The 15711-nt window shown below is 73.3% G+C and carries 15 protein-coding genes and 1 tRNA gene; 10 read left to right on the top strand and 6 right to left on the bottom strand.

Features of this window, described 5'->3' with window-relative positions; translation table 11 throughout:
* Positions 1 to 98 precede the first annotated feature (98 nt).
* From LY05_RS06780 to LY05_RS06770, 3 genes are all read left to right on the top strand, one after another.
* Positions 99 to 1427: a helix-turn-helix domain-containing protein gene (locus LY05_RS06780; protein WP_148922586.1), complete on the top strand. Its 1329-nt coding sequence runs from the start codon at positions 99 to 101 to the stop codon at positions 1425 to 1427.
* Between the two features lie 100 nt (positions 1428 to 1527).
* Positions 1528 to 2649, top strand: a complete 1122-nt coding sequence (ispG, locus tag LY05_RS06775; RefSeq protein ID WP_072746010.1) for a flavodoxin-dependent (E)-4-hydroxy-3-methylbut-2-enyl-diphosphate synthase — start codon at positions 1528 to 1530, stop codon at positions 2647 to 2649.
* Complete coding sequence (locus LY05_RS06770) at positions 2646 to 3128, top strand: DUF1499 domain-containing protein (protein WP_249041875.1); 483 nt, start codon at positions 2646 to 2648, stop codon at positions 3126 to 3128. The genes ispG and LY05_RS06770 overlap by 4 nt, the downstream gene beginning before the upstream one ends.
* Here LY05_RS06770 and LY05_RS06765 read toward each other — a convergent pair.
* Positions 3073 to 3417, bottom strand: a complete 345-nt coding sequence (locus LY05_RS06765) for a hypothetical protein (RefSeq protein WP_148922585.1) — start codon at positions 3415 to 3417, stop codon at positions 3073 to 3075. The genes LY05_RS06770 and LY05_RS06765 overlap by 56 nt on opposite strands.
* 87 nt (positions 3418 to 3504) lie before the next feature.
* Between LY05_RS06765 and prfA the strand changes: the two genes are divergently transcribed.
* From prfA to LY05_RS06735, 6 genes are all read left to right on the top strand, one after another.
* Positions 3505 to 4560 carry a peptide chain release factor 1 gene (prfA, locus tag LY05_RS06760; RefSeq protein WP_148922584.1) on the top strand — a complete coding sequence of 352 codons (1056 nt, stop codon included), beginning with the start codon at positions 3505 to 3507 and terminating at the stop codon, positions 4558 to 4560.
* Complete coding sequence (gene prmC, locus LY05_RS06755) at positions 4557 to 5447, top strand: peptide chain release factor N(5)-glutamine methyltransferase (RefSeq protein ID WP_072746007.1); 891 nt, start codon at positions 4557 to 4559, stop codon at positions 5445 to 5447. The genes prfA and prmC overlap by 4 nt, the downstream gene beginning before the upstream one ends.
* Positions 5448 to 5696: 249 nt before the next feature.
* Positions 5697 to 6473: a DUF4167 domain-containing protein gene (locus LY05_RS06750; protein ID WP_148922583.1), complete on the top strand. Its 777-nt coding sequence runs from the start codon at positions 5697 to 5699 to the stop codon at positions 6471 to 6473.
* 131 nt (positions 6474 to 6604) lie between these two features.
* Positions 6605 to 7804, top strand: a complete 1200-nt coding sequence (locus LY05_RS06745; protein ID WP_148922582.1) for a baeRF10 domain-containing protein — start codon at positions 6605 to 6607, stop codon at positions 7802 to 7804.
* Between the two features lie 153 nt (positions 7805 to 7957).
* Complete coding sequence (locus LY05_RS06740; protein ID WP_148922581.1) at positions 7958 to 8998, top strand: glycosyltransferase family 2 protein; 1041 nt, start codon at positions 7958 to 7960, stop codon at positions 8996 to 8998.
* A complete protein-coding gene (locus LY05_RS06735; RefSeq protein ID WP_148922580.1) occupies positions 8995 to 10833 on the top strand; it encodes an FkbM family methyltransferase in 1839 nt (612 codons plus the stop codon). Before LY05_RS06740 ends, LY05_RS06735 begins: the two co-directional genes overlap by 4 nt.
* Positions 10834 to 10855: 22 nt before the next feature.
* Here the strand turns inward: LY05_RS06735 and LY05_RS06730 are convergent, their stop codons facing one another.
* From LY05_RS06730 to LY05_RS06720, 3 genes are all read right to left on the bottom strand, one after another.
* Complete coding sequence (locus LY05_RS06730) at positions 10856 to 11431, bottom strand: hypothetical protein (protein ID WP_148922579.1); 576 nt, start codon at positions 11429 to 11431, stop codon at positions 10856 to 10858.
* A gap of 8 nt (positions 11432 to 11439) precedes the next feature.
* Entirely contained in the window at positions 11440 to 11877 is a 438-nt protein-coding gene (locus LY05_RS06725) for a hypothetical protein (protein ID WP_148922578.1), read from the bottom strand.
* A 46-nt stretch (positions 11878 to 11923) separates the two neighbouring features.
* Positions 11924 to 12000 (bottom strand) — tRNA-Arg (locus LY05_RS06720).
* A gap of 121 nt (positions 12001 to 12121) precedes the next feature.
* Between LY05_RS06720 and LY05_RS06715 the strand changes: the two genes are divergently transcribed.
* Positions 12122 to 13567 carry an aldehyde dehydrogenase family protein gene (locus tag LY05_RS06715; protein ID WP_072745991.1) on the top strand — a complete coding sequence of 482 codons (1446 nt, stop codon included), beginning with the start codon at positions 12122 to 12124 and terminating at the stop codon, positions 13565 to 13567.
* Between the two features lie 426 nt (positions 13568 to 13993).
* Here LY05_RS06715 and LY05_RS06710 read toward each other — a convergent pair whose 3' ends face one another.
* Complete coding sequence (locus LY05_RS06710; RefSeq protein ID WP_249041874.1) at positions 13994 to 14698, bottom strand: gamma-glutamyl-gamma-aminobutyrate hydrolase family protein; 705 nt, start codon at positions 14696 to 14698, stop codon at positions 13994 to 13996.
* The gene (locus LY05_RS15365; RefSeq protein WP_148922576.1) at positions 14695 to 15702 is read right to left on the bottom strand and encodes an amidoligase family protein; all 1008 of its coding nucleotides are present in this window, start codon (positions 15700 to 15702) and stop codon (positions 14695 to 14697) included. Before LY05_RS15365 ends, LY05_RS06710 begins: the two co-directional genes overlap by 4 nt.
* Between the last annotated feature and the right edge of the window lie 9 nt (positions 15703 to 15711).

Here is a 15711-nt window from a genome sequence, read left to right as displayed (position 1 = left end):
GTATAACGGAGCGGAGCCGCGGCGGTTGCGTCGCCGCGCGCTCCTCTCTAGAAGGCGCCAGAACGCGCCCCGGTGCAGGTGTTTCGAGCAGGCCAGCGATGCCAGATCATGAGGTTCCGACGCTTCGGGGGTTCGATTCCTACGAGGTGAAACTCGGAGACGAACTGCGGGGACACCGGGCGTCGCTCGGCAAGTCGCTGCTGGACGTGCAGCGCGATCTGCGCATCCGCGCCGCCTATATCGACGCGATCGAGAACTGCGATCCCTCGGTGATCCCGAACAAGGGGTTCGTCGCCGGCTATGTCCGCGCCTATGCGCGCTATCTGCAGCTGGACCCGGACGAGGTCTACCGCCGCTTTTGCGAGGAAAGCGGCTTTCGCGGTCCGGCCGCCGCCGCGCGCCCGGCGGCGCCCGCCGGGCAGGGCGTTCTGTCGCTGGTGCGCGGGCGCGGGCAGGGCGACGCGGATTTCGCGCGCAGCCGCCTGGCCGCGCCGCTCGGCAGCGCGCGGCGCATCGGGCCGGCGGTGCCGCTTGGCGCGATCGCCTCGATCGCCGTGCTGGCGGCGCTGACCGCGGGTCTGGGCTACGGCGCCTGGTTCGTGCTGCAGGAGGTGCAGCGCGTGGCGATCGCGCCCTCGCCCGAGGCGCCCGCGCCGATCGAGACGCCGCCCAACATCGCCTTGCCCAGCCTGTCCTTCGAAGCCTTCGCCGAGACCCGCGCCATCCGCAGCGCCGAGCACGAGGCGGCGCTGGCCGCGCTTTACGCGCCGCGCGACATCTCGGCCCCGGACGTCGCCTTGCGCGACGGTCCCATCCAGGCCATCGACCCCGACGAGGCCGGCGTTTACGCGCCGGGCGTCCGCCCCTCGGCGCCGCGCGCGGCGCTGGCGGCGGCGACGCCCGCCGATCCGGCGTCATCGCCCGCATCCTCGCCCGCCGCCGCGCCGGCGCCCGGCGATCAGCCGGCCCTGTCGGCGTCGGCCTCCGGCGACCGGCCCGCCCCCGCGGCGCCCCCCGATCCCGCCGTCGAGCTGGTCTCGGCCGGGCCCGCCCAGCCGCCCGCCGCCGCGCAGGGCGCCGAGGGGCGCAAGGGCGTGTGGATCCTGACCGTCGACGATGCATGGCTGCGGGTTCGCGCGCGCGACGGATCGACCCTTGCCCAGCGGGTGTTCAAGCCGGGCGAGCGCTTCCGCCTGCCCGACGGCGCCGAAGGCGCCCAGCTGCGCGCGGGCAATGCCGGGGGGGTGTATCTGCAGGTGGACGACGTCATTTACGGCCCCCTCGGCCGTCCCGGCGGCGTGGCCAAGCGCGTCACGCTTGCGCCCGATGCGATCCGCGCCGCCTTCGCCCCGGTCGAGCGTCTGCCCGACCCCGGCGCGCCGCCTGCGCCCGCGCCCCGCGCCGAGGCGCGGCTGACGCTCGAGTGAGCCGCCCCGGGGCGCGAGTGGACAGCGCCGCGGGCGGGGCCTATATCGGTCGCCAGGCGCCGCCCGTCCCGCAGGGCGGCCGATCAGCAAGGGCCTGCGCATGAGCATCCGTCCCTGGCGCGACATCGCGCGACGCAAGAGCCGCAAGATCCGTGTCGGCAAGGTCGAGGTCGGCGGCGACGCCCCGATCTCGGTGCAGACCATGACCAACACCCCGACCGCCGATGTGCGCGCCACCATCGACCAGGTGCTGCGCTGCGCCGAGGCGGGCGCGGACATCGTGCGCGTCAGCTGCCCGGACGAGGAATCGACCGCCGCGCTCAAGGCCATCTGCAAGGCCAGCCCGGCGCCCATCGTCGCCGACATCCACTTCCACCACCGCCGCGCCATCGAGGCGGCGCGCGCGGGCGCGGCGTGCCTGCGCATCAACCCGGGCAACATCGGCTCGCCCGCGCGGGTGCGCGAGGTGGTGCAGGCGGCCAAGGATCATGGCTGCTCGATCCGCATCGGCGTGAACGGCGGCAGCCTCGAGCGGCATCTGCTCGAGAAATACGGCGAGCCGTGCCCCGAGGCCATGGTCGAGAGCGCGCTCGAGCATGCGCGCCTGCTCGAGGAGCACGACTTTCGCGAATACAAGATCTCGGTCAAGGCGTCGGACGTGTTCCTGACCGCGGCCGCCTATCAGGCGCTGGCCGACGCCACGGACGCGCCGCTGCATCTGGGCGTGACCGAGGCGGGGGGGCGCGTCTCGGGCGCGGTGAAGTCGGCGATCGGGCTTGGCAACCTGTTGTGGATGGGCATCGGCGACACGCTGCGCGTCAGCCTCTCGGCCGATCCGGTCGAGGAGGTGCGGATCGGCTACGAGATCCTCAAATCGCTCAACCTGCGCCATCGCGGCGTGACGATCATCTCGTGCCCCAGCTGCGCGCGCCAGGGCTTCGACGTGATCCGCACGGTGAGCATTCTGGAAGAGCGGCTGGCGCATGTGCACGCGCCGATCACCGTCTCGATCATCGGCTGCGTGGTCAACGGGCCCGGCGAGGCGCGCGAGACCGACATCGGCTTCACCGGCGGCGGCGCCGGGTCGGGCATGGTCTATGTGGCGGGCGTGCCGGATCACAAGCTGGAGAACGCGCGCATGATCGACCGCATCGTCGAGCTGGTCGAGCGCAAGGCGGCCGAGATGGAGGCGGCCCGCGCCGCGGGCGAGGCGGCCGAGTGAGGCGCCGCGCGCGCCTCGCCCTGGCCGCGCTGGCGGGGCTGGCGCTGGCCGCGGCGCTGTGGATGCGCCTTGTTCCCGACGACCCGGCGCGCTGGCATGTCGATCCGCTGAGCGCGCAGCGCACGGGCGCGCCGAACGATTTCCTTCTGGCGCCGCCCGGCGCGGCGGCGCCCGCGGACGGGCCGGCGCCGGTCTTCGCCGCCGACCCCGCCGCGCTGATGGCCGCTTTCGACGCGGTTGCGCTGGCGCAGCCGCGCACGCGGCGCATCGCCGGCGGCCCCGAGGCGCTTCACGCCACATATGTTCAGCGCTCGGCGCTCATGGGTTTTCCCGATTACGTCTCGGCGCGCGCGCTGCCCGCGCCGGGCGGCGCGGCGCTGGCGGTCTATTCGCGCTCGCGCTATGGGCGCAGCGATCTGGGCGTCAACGCGGCGCGGGTGGCGGATTGGCTGGCGGCGCTGCGCGCGCGGCCGCGCTGAAAGGCCCGGCAAGGGCCGAGGTCGGGCACAGGTCCGACACCTTGCGCCAGATGGGATTGTTCAGCGACATCTCGCAGCGGGCCAGAAAGCTCTTGCCGCCGACGGTCAGGCAGGCGGTCGCGCCCAGCGGCGCCTTGCGCCCGCGATTGGTGCAATAGCAGGGCGGGTATTCGTGCCCCGGCGCCGGCGGCGGCGGAACCCAGCGCGGCGCCTGGGCGGGCGCGGGCGCGGCCCCGCCCGCCGCTATCATCAGCGCCGCCGCGCCGCATATGCCAAGGTGCAGCCGCATGGCTCATCATGCCACGCGCGCGCGCGCCGGCAAATCCCCCTTGCGCCCGGGGCTTGACCCGCCGGCCCGGCCGCGCTCAATGGGCGCATGATCGCAGCCGAGAAGATCGACCGCATCCTGCGCCGCGCCGAAGAGCTGGAGGCGCGCATGGCCCAGGGCGGGGGCGACGCCGATTTCGCCGCGCTGGCGCAGGAATACGCCCGCATCCGCCCCGCCGCCGAGCAGGCGGCGGCCTGGCGTGCGCTGCGCCGCCAGATCGACGAGGCGCGCGCCCTGGTCTCGGACCCCGAGCTGGGCGCGCTTGCGCGCGAGGAGCTGGCCGCGCTCGAGGCGCGCCTGCCCGAGGTCGAGCGCGCGCTGCGCCTTGCGCTGGTCCCGCGCGACGCGGCGGACGAGCGCTCGGCCATTCTCGAGGTGCGCGCCGGCGCCGGCGGCGACGAGGCGGCGCTGTTCGCGGGCGACCTTCTGCGCATGTATCAGCGCCATGCCGAGGCCCGCGGCTGGAGCTTCGAGATCATCGACGAAAGCCCGGCCGAGCTGGGCGGCTTTCGCGAGGCGGTGGCGCTGGTCAAGGGGCCGGGGGTGTTCGCGCGGCTGAAATGGGAATCGGGCGTGCATCGCGTGCAGCGCGTGCCGCGGACCGAAAGCCAGGGGCGGATCCACACCTCGGCGGCCACGGTGGCGGTGCTGCCCGAGGCCGAGGAGGTCGAGGTCGACATCCCCGCCTCGGATCTGCGCATCGACACGATGCGCGCCTCGGGGGCGGGGGGGCAGCATGTCAACACCACCGACTCGGCGGTGCGCATCACGCACATTCCCACCGGGCTCGTCGTCACCAGCGCCGAGAAGTCGCAGCACCTGAACCGGGCGCGCGCCATGCAGGTGCTGCGCGCCCGCCTTCTGGACATGCGCCGGCGCGAGGCTCAGGCCGCCCGCGCCGCCGAGCGCAAGGAGCAGGTGGGCGGGGGCGACCGCTCGGAGCGCATCCGCACCTACAACTTCCCGCAAGGCCGCGTCACCGATCACCGCATCGGGCTGACGCTGCACAAGCTCGACCAGGTGCTGGACGGCGATCTGGACGAGCTGATCGACGCGCTGGCCGCCGCCGGCCAGGCCGAGCTGCTGGCGGGCGACGAGGCATGAGCGCCGCCCCCGATCGCGCCCCGACCCGGGCCGCCCTTCTGGCCGAGGGCGCGCGCCGCCTCGAAGGGGCGGGGATCGAGGGCGCGGCGCGCGACGCGCGGCTGCTGCTGCGCTGGGCGGCGGGGCTGGACGGCGCGGCGCTGGCCGCCCGGCTGGACCAGGCGCCGGCGCCGGACGAGGCCGCCCGCTTCCGCGAGGCCGTGGCCGCGCGGGCGGCCCGGCGTCCGCTGTCGCACATCACGGGCCGGCGCGTCTTCTGGGGGCGCGAATTCCTGGTGACCGGCGACGTTCTCGACCCGCGCCCCGAGACCGAGACGCTGATCGCCGCCGCGCTCGAGGGCGGGGCCTTCGCGCGCGCGCTGGATCTGGGGCTGGGCAGCGGGTGCATCCTGTTCACCCTTCTGGCCGAGCGCCCGGGCGCGCGCGGCGTCGGGGTCGAGCGCGAGGCGGCGGCGCTGGCGGTGGCGCGGCGCAACGCGGCGCTTGTGGGCGTCGAGGGGCGCGCGCGCCTTGTGCAGGGCGACTGGTTCGCGCCGCTGGGCGACGAGCGCTTCGACCTGATCGTGTCGAACCCGCCCTACATTCCCGCCGATGAGATGGACGCGCTCGCGCCCGAGGTGCGGCTGCACGAGCCGGCGGCCGCGCTCAGCCCCGGCGGCGACGGGCTGGACGCCTACCGGGCGCTGGCGGCGGGGCTGGCGGCGCATCTGGCGCCGGGCGGGCGGGCGCTGTTCGAATTCGGCGCCGGGCAGGAGGAGGCGGTGCGCGCCATCTTCGCCGCGCAGGGCTTCGGCGCGGCGCGCCTTCACCGCGACATGGACGGGCGCGCGCGCGTGATCGAGCTGCGCGCGCCCGCCGATGGCGCGCGCGGGCAAGATCGGACTTGAGCCGGCGCGAAAAAACCGTATAGCATGGCCCTGCTCACCGGCGGCGCTGGCGGAGGGGCGTTGCTTGCGCCGATGCAGCCGCGGTGGGCAAGCCAATCGCACAGGCGGATCAGACGAGCGGCGCGAGGCGCCCTTGCCCGCGAGATGAACGCGACATGGCCCGCGGCGCGACCCCCGGCGCGGGCGCCGACGGCTCCTCCGAGCGCCATGCGGAGCCGGTCCAGGTAATCGGGCAGAGACCGAGACAAGATGAGAGCATCGCAGAAACCGAACCGCAACCGCGGCAAGAACAACCGTCAGGGCAAGAGCCTGGGCAACGTCGCGAACCGCGTCTTCGAAAGCAACGGCCCCGAGGGGAAGGTGCGCGGCACCCCCCAGCAGATCATCGAGAAATACGAGCAGCTGGCGCGCGACGCCCAGACCTCGGGCGATCGCGTGATGGCCGAGAATTTCCTTCAGCACGCCGAGCATTACGCGCGTCTGCTGAGCGCGGCCCAGGCCGAGGCGCAGCAGCGCGCCGAGCAGCACGCCCAGCAGCATCAGCGTCCCGCGCGCGAGCAGCAGCAGAACCAGCAGCAGCGCCGCGATCCGGCCGAGGCGCCGCAGCCCGACGCCCCCGTCGGCGGTTTCAACGGCACGATCGAAGAGCCGCCCGCGCCCTCGGGGCTCGAAGTGGTCGAGCCCGCCGAGGCGCCCGTCGGCGCGGCCCCGAGCGGCGCGGCGGGCGGCGAGCAGCCCCAATCGCAGCCTCAGGCCGAGGGCCGCGGCCGCCGCCGGCGCGCGCCGCGCCGCGACGCCGCCCAGCAGGACGCCGCCCAGCAGGACGCCGCGCCCGAGCAGCCCGCCGAGCAGCCCGCAGCCGAACAGCCCGCCGCGAACGTCTCCGCCGAGGCGCAGCCCTCGGCCGAAGGCGAAGAGGCGCCGCGCCCGCGCCGCCGCCCCGGCCGGCCGCGCAAGAGCGCCCCGGCCGCCGAACCGCAGGGCGGCGAGGCCGCGCCCAAGGCGCCCGAGGATGCGGCGGGCTGAAGCGAAAGGTTTTTCCTGAAACCGATCATTGCGCCCGGCCGCCGCGTTCCTATTTGAGGGACGAGTCGCAAGGCCGCTCCCGGGCGGCCGCAGTCATCACACCAAGGACAACAGGAACGAGGAGGCGGAGCATGCTTCACAAGGACGACGTTGCGCGGATATTCGCCCAACTGGAAGAGGTCGAGGCGCCGGCGCTGACCGTCTACGCCGACATCGACCCCTCCAATCCCGACAATCGCGGCGGCGCCTGGCGCGCGCGGGTCAAGAACGCGCTCAAGGACATCGAACCCATCCACAAGCGTCCCGAGCATGGCCGCTCGCTGGCCGATGACGTGATCGAGGCGCTCTCGGCCGAGCGGCCCGAGGCGCGCTCGCTGGCCGTGTTCGCGCGACAGAACCATCTGGGCAAGACCAGCGTCCTGCGCATCGACCTGAACGTCGCCCTTCCGGTGGTCGATCTGCGCGAGGGCCGTGTCGAGGCGCGCTGGGGCGAGCCGTGGATCGCGCCGCTGGCGTTCGCGCTGGACGAGCATGAGCGCACCGCCGCGCTGCATGTCGGGGGCGGCCGCTGGCGCCTGTTCGAGATTTTCCTGGGCGAGGCGGCCGAGCGCGGCGACCTGCTGGCCCACGTCGCCGGCGAGGATTGGGCGAAGCTGCGCGAGGCGTCCGAGGCCATCCGCAGCGGGGCCGTGCGCGCCAGCGCCACGCCCGATCTGTCGGGCTCGAACAAGGACCACGCCACGGTCAAGCTGGAGCGCAAGAAGCGCGAGCTTTACGCGCGCTTCGGCCGCGTCCTTGAAAAGGCGCTGGCCGAGATGGGCGCCGGCCGGCTCGTGCTGATCGGCGACGAGGTCGAGACCGCCGTCGTCCTGGCGGCCGCGCCGCGCGGCGTGCGCGCGCGCGTCGCCGCCGTGCTGCCGAACCCGGCCGAGGACGCCGAACCCGACGCGGCGCTGATCCTGCGCCATGTCGCCCCCGCGCTCGAGAAGGCCGAGCGGGCGGCCGAGAACGCGCTGCTCGACGCCATTGCCGAGCAGCCGGGGGTGTGGGGGCTTGACCCGACGCTCGACGCGCTGCAGCTGGGCCGGGTCGAGGTGCTGGTCCTGCCCTGGGAATGCGAGGCCGAGGTCTGGCGCTGCGAGAACGGCATGCTGTTCGGCGCCGAGGAGCCCGCGCGCAAGATCTGCGAGGCCCCGCGCAAGGTGCGGCTGGCCGACCATGTGCTGGACCTGGCGGCCGAGCACGGCGCGCGCGTCGAATTCGTGCGCGGCGATGCGGCCGAGCGCCTGGCGCGCGAGTTCAAGGGCGCCGCGGCCCGTCTGCGCTGGTAAGGCGGCGCGCCGCAGGTTGATCCGCGGCAAGTTGCGTTGATGAAGGGTTGATCATCCGGGGGGCGTGGCGCATAAAGCGCCACGCCCTTCTTGCGTGCGCCGGCGGCGCGCGCCGCAGGGCGGGGCGTCGCAATTCTGGTCGGAGGGCTCGTCATGTCCGCTGTTTCGACGCAATCCGGGGCCTGGGCCAAGGGGCGCGCGCAGACGGGGCCGGTCTTCTCCTGCGTCATGACCATGTTCAACGAGGGGCCGCTTCTGCGCCGCGCCGCCGCCAACGTGCTGGGCCAGAGCCACGCGGCGCTGGAGCTGATCCTGGTCGATGACGGCGCCGACGACGCCACACGCGCCATCGCGCAGGAGATCGCCGCCGACGACAGGCGCGTCAGGCTGATCCGGCAGGCCAATGCCGGTCTTTCGGCGGCGCGCAACCGCGGGCTCGAGCATGTGCGCGGCGACTATGTCTGCTTTCTGGACGCCGACGACGCGCGCCCGCCCTGGGCCTTCGCGGCGGCGGCCGAGGTCATCCGCCGCGACGCGCCGGATCTGGCGCTGCAGCGCGGCGTGCTGTCCGAGGTCGACGGCGACATGCGGCGCTTCTACGACGCCGCGCATTTCGACCGGTTGCGCGAGCTTCTGGGCGAAAACCCGATCGAGACCGGCGCGGCGGAAGAGAGCATGGCGCGGGCGCTGGCGCATCTGATCGAGCCGCAGGCGGCCAACAAGTTCGTGCGCGTCGATTTCCTTCGCGCGCGCCGGCTGGGCTTTCCCAACGGGCGCGTCTTCGAGGACATGCTGTTCCACGCCATGGCGGTGGCGCAGGCGGCGCGGATCTCGATCATCCACGCGCCGGGCTTCGCGTATCACCGGCGCTACGGCCGCCCGCAGATCACCGCGTCGAGCGACGAGCGGCGCTTCGACGCGATCGCGGTCGCGCGCATGACCTTCGCCCTGCTCGAGCGCACCCCCAGCTTTGCGGATCCCTTGCGCCGCTCGGCCGCGGCCGCGGCGGCGCTGCGCCTCGTGCGCTGGTGCGAAAGCTGCGTGGGCCATCAACACCGCTGGAATTTCCGCATGGCCGTGCGGGCGGCCATGCGCGGGGTCGATCCGCGCTGGTCGGTGATCGCGGCCGACACGCCGCTTGCCCGGGCCGAGCTTGATGCGCTGCGGCGCTATGCGAAGGAGGTGTTCGCATGAATCTGATCCGGGGCAAGATCGCGAAGGGCCCGAAGGCGCCCAGCCTGGCCGAAACGTCGCTTGTTCGGATCGAGGCGTTCGGCCTTGCGCTCGATCTGGTTGCGCCCGCGGATGCGCGCTCGGCCGCCGATGCGCAGGCGCGGCTGCGGGGGGTCTACGAGCCGTTCCTGTGCACGCGCCCGGTCCCGGCCGAGGGGGTGGCCGTGGATGTCGGCGCGGGTTTCGGATCCTTCGCGCTGCCCTTCGCCGCCGCCTTCCCGCGTTGGCGGCTGTGGTGCTTCGAACCCTCGGACCTTGCGGCGGACCTGCTCGAGGAGAACCTGCGCAGGCTGGGGCTCGGGAACGTGACGGTGGTGCGCGCGGCGATCAGCGCGCGCGCGGCCGCGCCGGCCGAGCCCCTTGCGGCGCCCGATGCGCGGGCCTTGCAGGCGATGTGCCGGCCCGCGCCGTTCCGGCCCGATCCCGACCGGCCCGAGGCGGTCTTGCGCGCGCGTCCGACGGATGCCGAGGCGCGCGCTCTGCCGACGTTGCCGCCCGAGGCCATCGCGGCGCTCGAGCCCGATCTGCTCAAGCTGTGCGCCCCGTTCGAGGAACGCGGCATCGCCGAGCGGCTGGCCGGCGCCGACATCCCGATGCTGGTCGGCGCGGTGTGGGAGACCCCGCGCGGCGGCGCCGTTCTGGCGGGGCCGGGCCGCAAGGACGAGGTGTTCCTGCGCCGGGCGGGCACGCCCTGGTGCCTGCGCCGCGACGGCGTCGAGGGCGCGCGCGACGAGGCGCTGGACGTGGTGGTCGCCGCCTATGACGCGCGCGATTTCATCGGCGAGTGCGTGCGCTCGATCCTTGACGGGGCCGGCGACGACGTGCGCGTCATCGTCGTGGACGACGGCTCGCGCGACGGGACGGGCCAGCTGGTGCGCGCCGAATTCGCCGCCGATGCGCGCGTGCGTGCGCTGAGCAAGCCCAATGGCGGCTGCGCCTCGGCGCGCAACTATGGGCGGCTGCATTCGAACGCCCGCCACATCGCCTTCGTGGACGCCGACGACCTGGTCGAGCCGGGCTTCTTCGCGCGGCTTCTGGACCTGGCGCGCTGGACGGGGGCCGAGGTGGTGCAGGGCGGCTTCGCCCCCTTCGAGGAGGGCGATGAGGGCCGCGTCGTCACCCCCAGCTACGAGCGCGGCGCCTTCGACGATCTGCCGACCCAGCGCGCGGCCGGCCTCGATTTCCGTCTCGTGCCGCCGGCGCGTCTGCTGACGGGCCAGCCCACGATCTGGCGCCGGGTCTATCGGCGCGACTTCCTCGACAACAAGAACATCTGGTTCCCCGAGCACATCCGCGCCTTCGACGACCAGATCTTCCACATGACGACGCTGGCGCTTTGCCGCGAGGTGCCGCATGTGGAGGCGCTGCGGTATCTGTATCGCCAGCATCCGGGGCAGGACATCCGCCAGGGCGACGAGCGGCATTTCCATTCGCTCGAGATGTATCGCGCCACGCTTTCGCGCGCGATCAAGGAGGGCTGGCCCGACGCGAACCCGATCCTGCGCTCGTTCATGAACACCGTGCGCTGGTCTTGCGGCACGCTGCGCGCGGACCTGCGCGCCCCGTTCCTCGAAGGCGCGGCCGAGCTCTACGCCCTGGCGCGGCGCGCCTTCCCGCCCCAGACGTTCCACGGCGCCGAACCCGCCGCGAGCGGCAACGAGGATTTCGCGGCTCTGGTCGAAATGTTCCTGCGCCGCTTCCAGGGGCTGCCGGACCATCACGTCTGGATGTCGCTGGATTCGCCCTCGTTCCACCCCAACCTGATGCGCATGGCCGCCGCGACGGCGGCCGGCTGAGACGCGCCGGCCGCGGGCGCCGTCAGCCCGCCGCCGGGTTGCGCAGCCGCGAGAGAACCATGGCGGCCACCCGGGCCAGAGTGGCGGCGTCGGCCTCCTCGGGTCGCGAATCGAAGTCGGGCGGCGGAGGGGGCGCTTCGTGCGGTGGGAAGGGATTCTGGCTCACACCCAGGAACGTGCGGGCCGCCCATGCATTGGGCGCGGCGAAGCGACGACGCAGCGCCATGCGAGATGGCGCCGACAGGATGCCGGCGCGGGTGGTGTGCAGCCGATCCTTTTCCTTCAGGGCCATATCGACCAGATCGACGACGAATTGAGAACGGCCCCCGTCTTTCAGCTCGGCCGTCCCGTTCGTCAGGCGCAGGAATTCGAGCGCGTCCGGAGGAAGAGAGACCTTGTGCAGGACCGAGATTTCAGGCGGCGCAAGGCGCTCGGGCGGGACGAATCCGATCGCCTCGAAGAAATCGCCGACGATTCCGCGTCGGCTTCGGGCGACGGCATCGAAGATCCGCAAGCAGACGTTTGCCGGACCGAAGGTTTCCGCCCAAGGCAGCAAAATGCGCCTGGTTTCCAGAAAGAAAAGCGCTTCTTCGGCCACGTACCTGGTCAGGGGGTGCGCGTTTCGGCGGGAACCTCGTCCTTGACGAACTGGTTGTAGAAACTCTGCACGAACTGATCGGGGCTGCGCAGGTAAACGACGACGCGCACGTCGAATTTTTCGCGCAATGGCGCGAGCCGCGCCGGGTCCGTCGCCAGCGAGAACTCCTCCGAGCTGACAACGGCCAGCGGTTGCGGCGCCGCCTGCACCTCTTCCATCAGCTCGGGCCAGGGCGACAGCTCCTCAAGGCCGATGTCGGCGCGTGCGCGGTCGCGAAGCGCCTGGGTCAGCTTGAAGTGCGCGTTGTGGATCTGCCCTGCCTTGGGGTAGAGCAGGCCGCGCTCGCCGAGCAATTGGGCATTGCGCGCAAGCGTTCCCTGCAGATGGGTCGTCGCCGTCTTGTGCGTTCCGATATGCAGGACCAGCTTCTTGCGTGGGGAACTCATCTGCGCACCTCCTTGACCATTCGCCCGCCGCGCGAGGGCCGCGGAATGGCGACCCCTGCAGGACTCGAACCTGCAACCTGCTGATTAGAAGTCAGCTGCTCTATCCGGTTGAGCTAAGGGGCCTTGCGCGCATTTAGCGGCCGGCGCGGGGGGCGGTCAACCGCGGCGCGCTTGGCTCTTGCCTTGGCGGGCCGAATGGGGCGAGATCGCGGGCGACGGACGCTGACGCGCAAGGGAGCCTCGCATGATCGAGAAACGCGAATTCTACATCGACGGCCGCTGGACGGCCCCGGCCATCCCCGAGGATCTGGAGGTGATCGACCCCTCGACCGAAGAGCCCTTCGCCGTCATCTCGCTGGCCGGGCAGGCGGATGTGGACGCGGCCGTGGCCGCCGCGCGGCGCGCCTTCGACAGCTGGGCCTTCTCGACCCGGGCCGAGCGCAAGGAGCTGGTCGAGAACATCCTGGCCATCTACGAGCGCCGCGCCGAGGACATCGCCCACGCCATCAGCCGTGAGATGGGCGCCCCCATCGACATGGCGCGCGGCCAGCAGGTTCCGGCGGGCAGCTGGCACATCCGCAACTTCCTGACCGCCTTCGAGAATTTCGAGTTCGAACGCCCCCTGGGCCCGCATGCGCCCGAGGACCGCATCCTGCTCGACCCCGTCGGCGTGTGCGGGCTGATCACGCCCTGGAACTGGCCCATGAACCAGATCGCGCTCAAGGTCGTGCCGGCGCTGCTGACGGGCTGCTCCATGGTGCTCAAGCCCTCCGAGATCGCGCCGCTCTCGGCCATGATCTTCGCCGAGATCGTGCACGAGGCGGGCGCGCCGGCGGGCGTGTTCAACCTGGTCAACGGCGACGGGCCGGGGGCCGGCACGCAGATCTCGGGGCATCCGGACATCGACATGATCTCGTTCACCGGCTCGACCCGGGCGGGGATCGCCATCTCGAAGAACGCCGCCGACACGCTCAAGCGCGTGCATCTCGAGCTGGGCGGCAAGGGCGCCAACATCATCTTCGCCGACGCGGACGAGAACGCGGTCAAGCGCGGCACGCTGCACTGCATGAACAACACCGGCCAGTCGTGCAACGCGCCCACCCGCATGCTGGTCCAGCGCGAGATCTACGACGAGGCGGTCGAGATCGCCGCGCGCACGGCGCAATCGGTCAAGGTCGGGCCCGCTTCCGAGCCCGGCCGCCACATCGGCCCGGTGGTCAGCCAGGCGCAGTTCGACAAGATCCAGCGCCTGATCCAGATCGGCATCGACGAGGGCGCGCGCCTGGTCGCCGGCGGCCCCGGCCGCCCCGAGGGCTTCAACCGCGGCTGGTTCGTGCGTCCGACCGTCTTCGCCGACGTGAACAACCAGATGACCATCGCCCGCGAAGAGATCTTCGGCCCGGTCCTGTCGATCATTCCCTTCGAGGACGAGGAAGAGGCCATCGCCATCGCCAACGACACGCCCTACGGCCTGACGAACTACGTCCAGAGCCGCGACGGCGCGCGCCGCAACCGCGTGGCGCGTCGCCTGCGCTCGGGCATGGTCGAGATGAACGGCAAGTCGCGCGCGGCGGGCAGCCCCTTCGGCGGGGTCAAGGCCTCGGGCAACGGGCGCGAGGGCGGCGTCTGGGGGCTGGAGGAGTTCCTCGAGGTCAAGGCCGTCAGCGGCTGGGCCCCCGACGCCGACTGAGCGCGCGATCGCTCGCCCGCGGCGGGCGCCTGGCGCAAGCGGGCCGGTTCGCGGGGCGCGGGGTTGCGCGGGCGCGCATGACCGCCGAGGGCGGCCTGCCGGCGCCGGGACCGGGCGCCGCGCGGGCGGCCCGGGGCTTGCCGCCTCGGTCGGGCGCCCGCAGGGGCGGGGCGTGGCGGCGTGCGTGCGGGCCGTGCGCGCGGCGGCCGATAAGCGGGCCGCGGGCGCGCCCTGGCGAACGCATTGCGCGCCAAGCCGCGCCTTGCGGGCGAACGGGCCGGCGGCGCGCGCCGCGCCGATGCCGCGCCGAGGGGGCGCCATGACGAACGCATTGCGTGCCAAGCCGCGCCTTGCGGGCGGGCGAGCGGGTCTCGGGCGGGCCGCGCCGACCGGGCGGCGACGCCGCGCCGAGGGGGCGGCCGCGGGTCAGGCGCCCGTGGACGCGTGGGCGCGGGCGGCGTCGGTCAGCGCCGCGAACAGGCGCCGGTGCTTGCGCGCGTAGAACAGGAATTCCGGGTGCCACTGCACGCCGATGCGCAGCAGCCGCCCGCGATGCTCGACCGCCTGGACGATGCCGTATTCGTCCCGCGCCGCCACCCGCAGCCCCTCGCCCAGCCGGTCGATGGACTGGTGGTGCAGCGCGTTGACCACGATCGTCTCGTCGCCGATGATCCGCGCCAGCCGCGTGCCCGGCGCAAGGCGCACATGCTTGCGCGGCAGCGGCGTGCGCAGGCGCCGGGCATGGGGGTAGGCCTGGGCGATGTCCGCATGCAGCGTGCCGCCCAGAAACACGTTCAGCATCTGCGCGCCCCGGCAGATGCCCAGCACCGGCAGATGGCGCCGCCAGGCCTCTTCCAGCAACCGCAGCTCGAGCGCGTCGCGCTCGGGGTCGATGCACATGTCCGGCGCCGGCTCGCCGCCATAGAGCGTCGCGCCGATGTCGTCGCCGCCGCCCACGATCAGCGCGTCAAGCCCGCGCGCCGCCTCGGGCGAGAAGGGCGGCTCGATGCGGCGCGGGCGCGCGCCGTGCAGCCGCAGCGACAGCGCCGCGAAGGCCCACAGCGCCCAGCCGCGCCCGCGGCCCTTGGTCACGCCCACCACCGGGCGCCGAGGCGAGGGCGCCGCGCTCACAGCTCGTCCAGGATCGCGCGCGCATGCTCGACCCGGTCGAGCGCCAGCGGCAGGCGCGAATCCTCGATCCAGACGCGCGCGTGGCGGGCGATCAGATCGGGGCGCTCGGCCAGCCGCTCGACCGTCACCCAGCGGTTCCATTCGAGCGAAAGCGTCCAGTCGGGGTCGTCCACCAGCGCGTTGGGCAGGCGCCAGTGCCAGGTCGGGCGCGGGTTGATCTTCTCGTCCGGCAGGGCGCGGCGCACGCGCTCTTCGTCCAGATGCGCCAGCAGCGGCAGCAGGTCCAGCTCGCGGTTGCGGGTCGGGTTCCAGCGCAGGTAGTCGTCGATGAACCCCGCCGGCGAGGGCGCGTAGTCCGGGTCGAGGATCAGCCGCCCCCAGCCGGCCGGAAAGGGGCGCGCGAACATCAGGATGCGGCGCGCGGCGGTGGGCTGGATCTCGTCGCGCAGCCAGTCGCTCAGCAGCAGATAGGCGCGCGCGGCGCGCAGGATGTAGCCGACGCCCAGATCCGGCAGCTCGGGGTTCAGCTGCGCGCCCAGCGCATGCAGCGGCAGCTCCTCTACGCCGCGCGCGCCGGCGCGGCGCAGCGCCTCGCGCAGGGCCTCGAGGCGGGGGGCGCGGCTCAGCGGTATGGGCGGGCAGACCACCTCCATGGGCAAGAGCGCCTCGCCCAGATCGCCCAGGATCTTGCGCAGGCGCGGATCGCGCGCGCCGTCATGCGCCCAGCGAAAGTCCAGCTCGACCTCGAAATCGCCCGCCTCGGCGCCTTCGACCAGGGCGCGGTGCTCGGACAGCTGGCGCGCGCGCCCGCCGAAGACCCGCACCACCGCTTCGGCCGCCTCGGCCGCCGATAGGCCCGAGAATTCGAGCTCGACGCCCAGAAGGCGCTCGCGCCCGCCCTGGGCCAGAGGGCGCGGCGGCCGCAGCCAGCGCGCGGCGCCCGCGCCGGCGTCCTCGCGTGGGTCGGCGGGCAGCCAGGGGCCTTGTTCGCTCGTCTCGCGCATGGGGGTCCT

The organism is Oceanicella actignis, from assembly GCF_008124525.1.
Lineage (GTDB): Bacteria > Pseudomonadota > Alphaproteobacteria > Rhodobacterales > Rhodobacteraceae > Oceanicella > Oceanicella actignis.
Note: the sequence above shows the minus strand (reverse complement) of the source record. Positions and strands in the feature narration are given on the sequence as shown.

Bases quoted from the DNA above. Each gene is read 5' to 3' on its own strand.
- LY05_RS06780 (WP_148922586.1), top strand. From the start codon at position 99: ATGCCAGATCATGAGGTTCCGACGCTTCGGGGGTTCGATTCCTACGAG.
- ispG (WP_072746010.1), top strand. From the start codon at position 1,528: ATGAGCATCCGTCCCTGGCGCGACATCGCGCGACGCAAGAGCCGCAAG.
- LY05_RS06765 (WP_148922585.1), bottom strand. From the start codon at position 3,417: ATGCGGCTGCACCTTGGCATATGCGGCGCGGCGGCGCTGATGATAGCG.
- prfA (WP_148922584.1), top strand. From the start codon at position 3,505: ATGATCGCAGCCGAGAAGATCGACCGCATCCTGCGCCGCGCCGAAGAG.
- prmC (WP_072746007.1), top strand. From the start codon at position 4,557: ATGAGCGCCGCCCCCGATCGCGCCCCGACCCGGGCCGCCCTTCTGGCC.
- LY05_RS06750 (WP_148922583.1), top strand. From the start codon at position 5,697: ATGAGAGCATCGCAGAAACCGAACCGCAACCGCGGCAAGAACAACCGT.
- LY05_RS06745 (WP_148922582.1), top strand. From the start codon at position 6,605: ATGCTTCACAAGGACGACGTTGCGCGGATATTCGCCCAACTGGAAGAG.
- LY05_RS06740 (WP_148922581.1), top strand. From the start codon at position 7,958: ATGTCCGCTGTTTCGACGCAATCCGGGGCCTGGGCCAAGGGGCGCGCG.
- LY05_RS06735 (WP_148922580.1), top strand. From the start codon at position 8,995: ATGAATCTGATCCGGGGCAAGATCGCGAAGGGCCCGAAGGCGCCCAGC.
- LY05_RS06725 (WP_148922578.1), bottom strand. From the start codon at position 11,877: ATGAGTTCCCCACGCAAGAAGCTGGTCCTGCATATCGGAACGCACAAG.
- LY05_RS06715 (WP_072745991.1), top strand. From the start codon at position 12,122: ATGATCGAGAAACGCGAATTCTACATCGACGGCCGCTGGACGGCCCCG.
- LY05_RS15365 (WP_148922576.1), bottom strand. From the start codon at position 15,702: ATGCGCGAGACGAGCGAACAAGGCCCCTGGCTGCCCGCCGACCCACGC.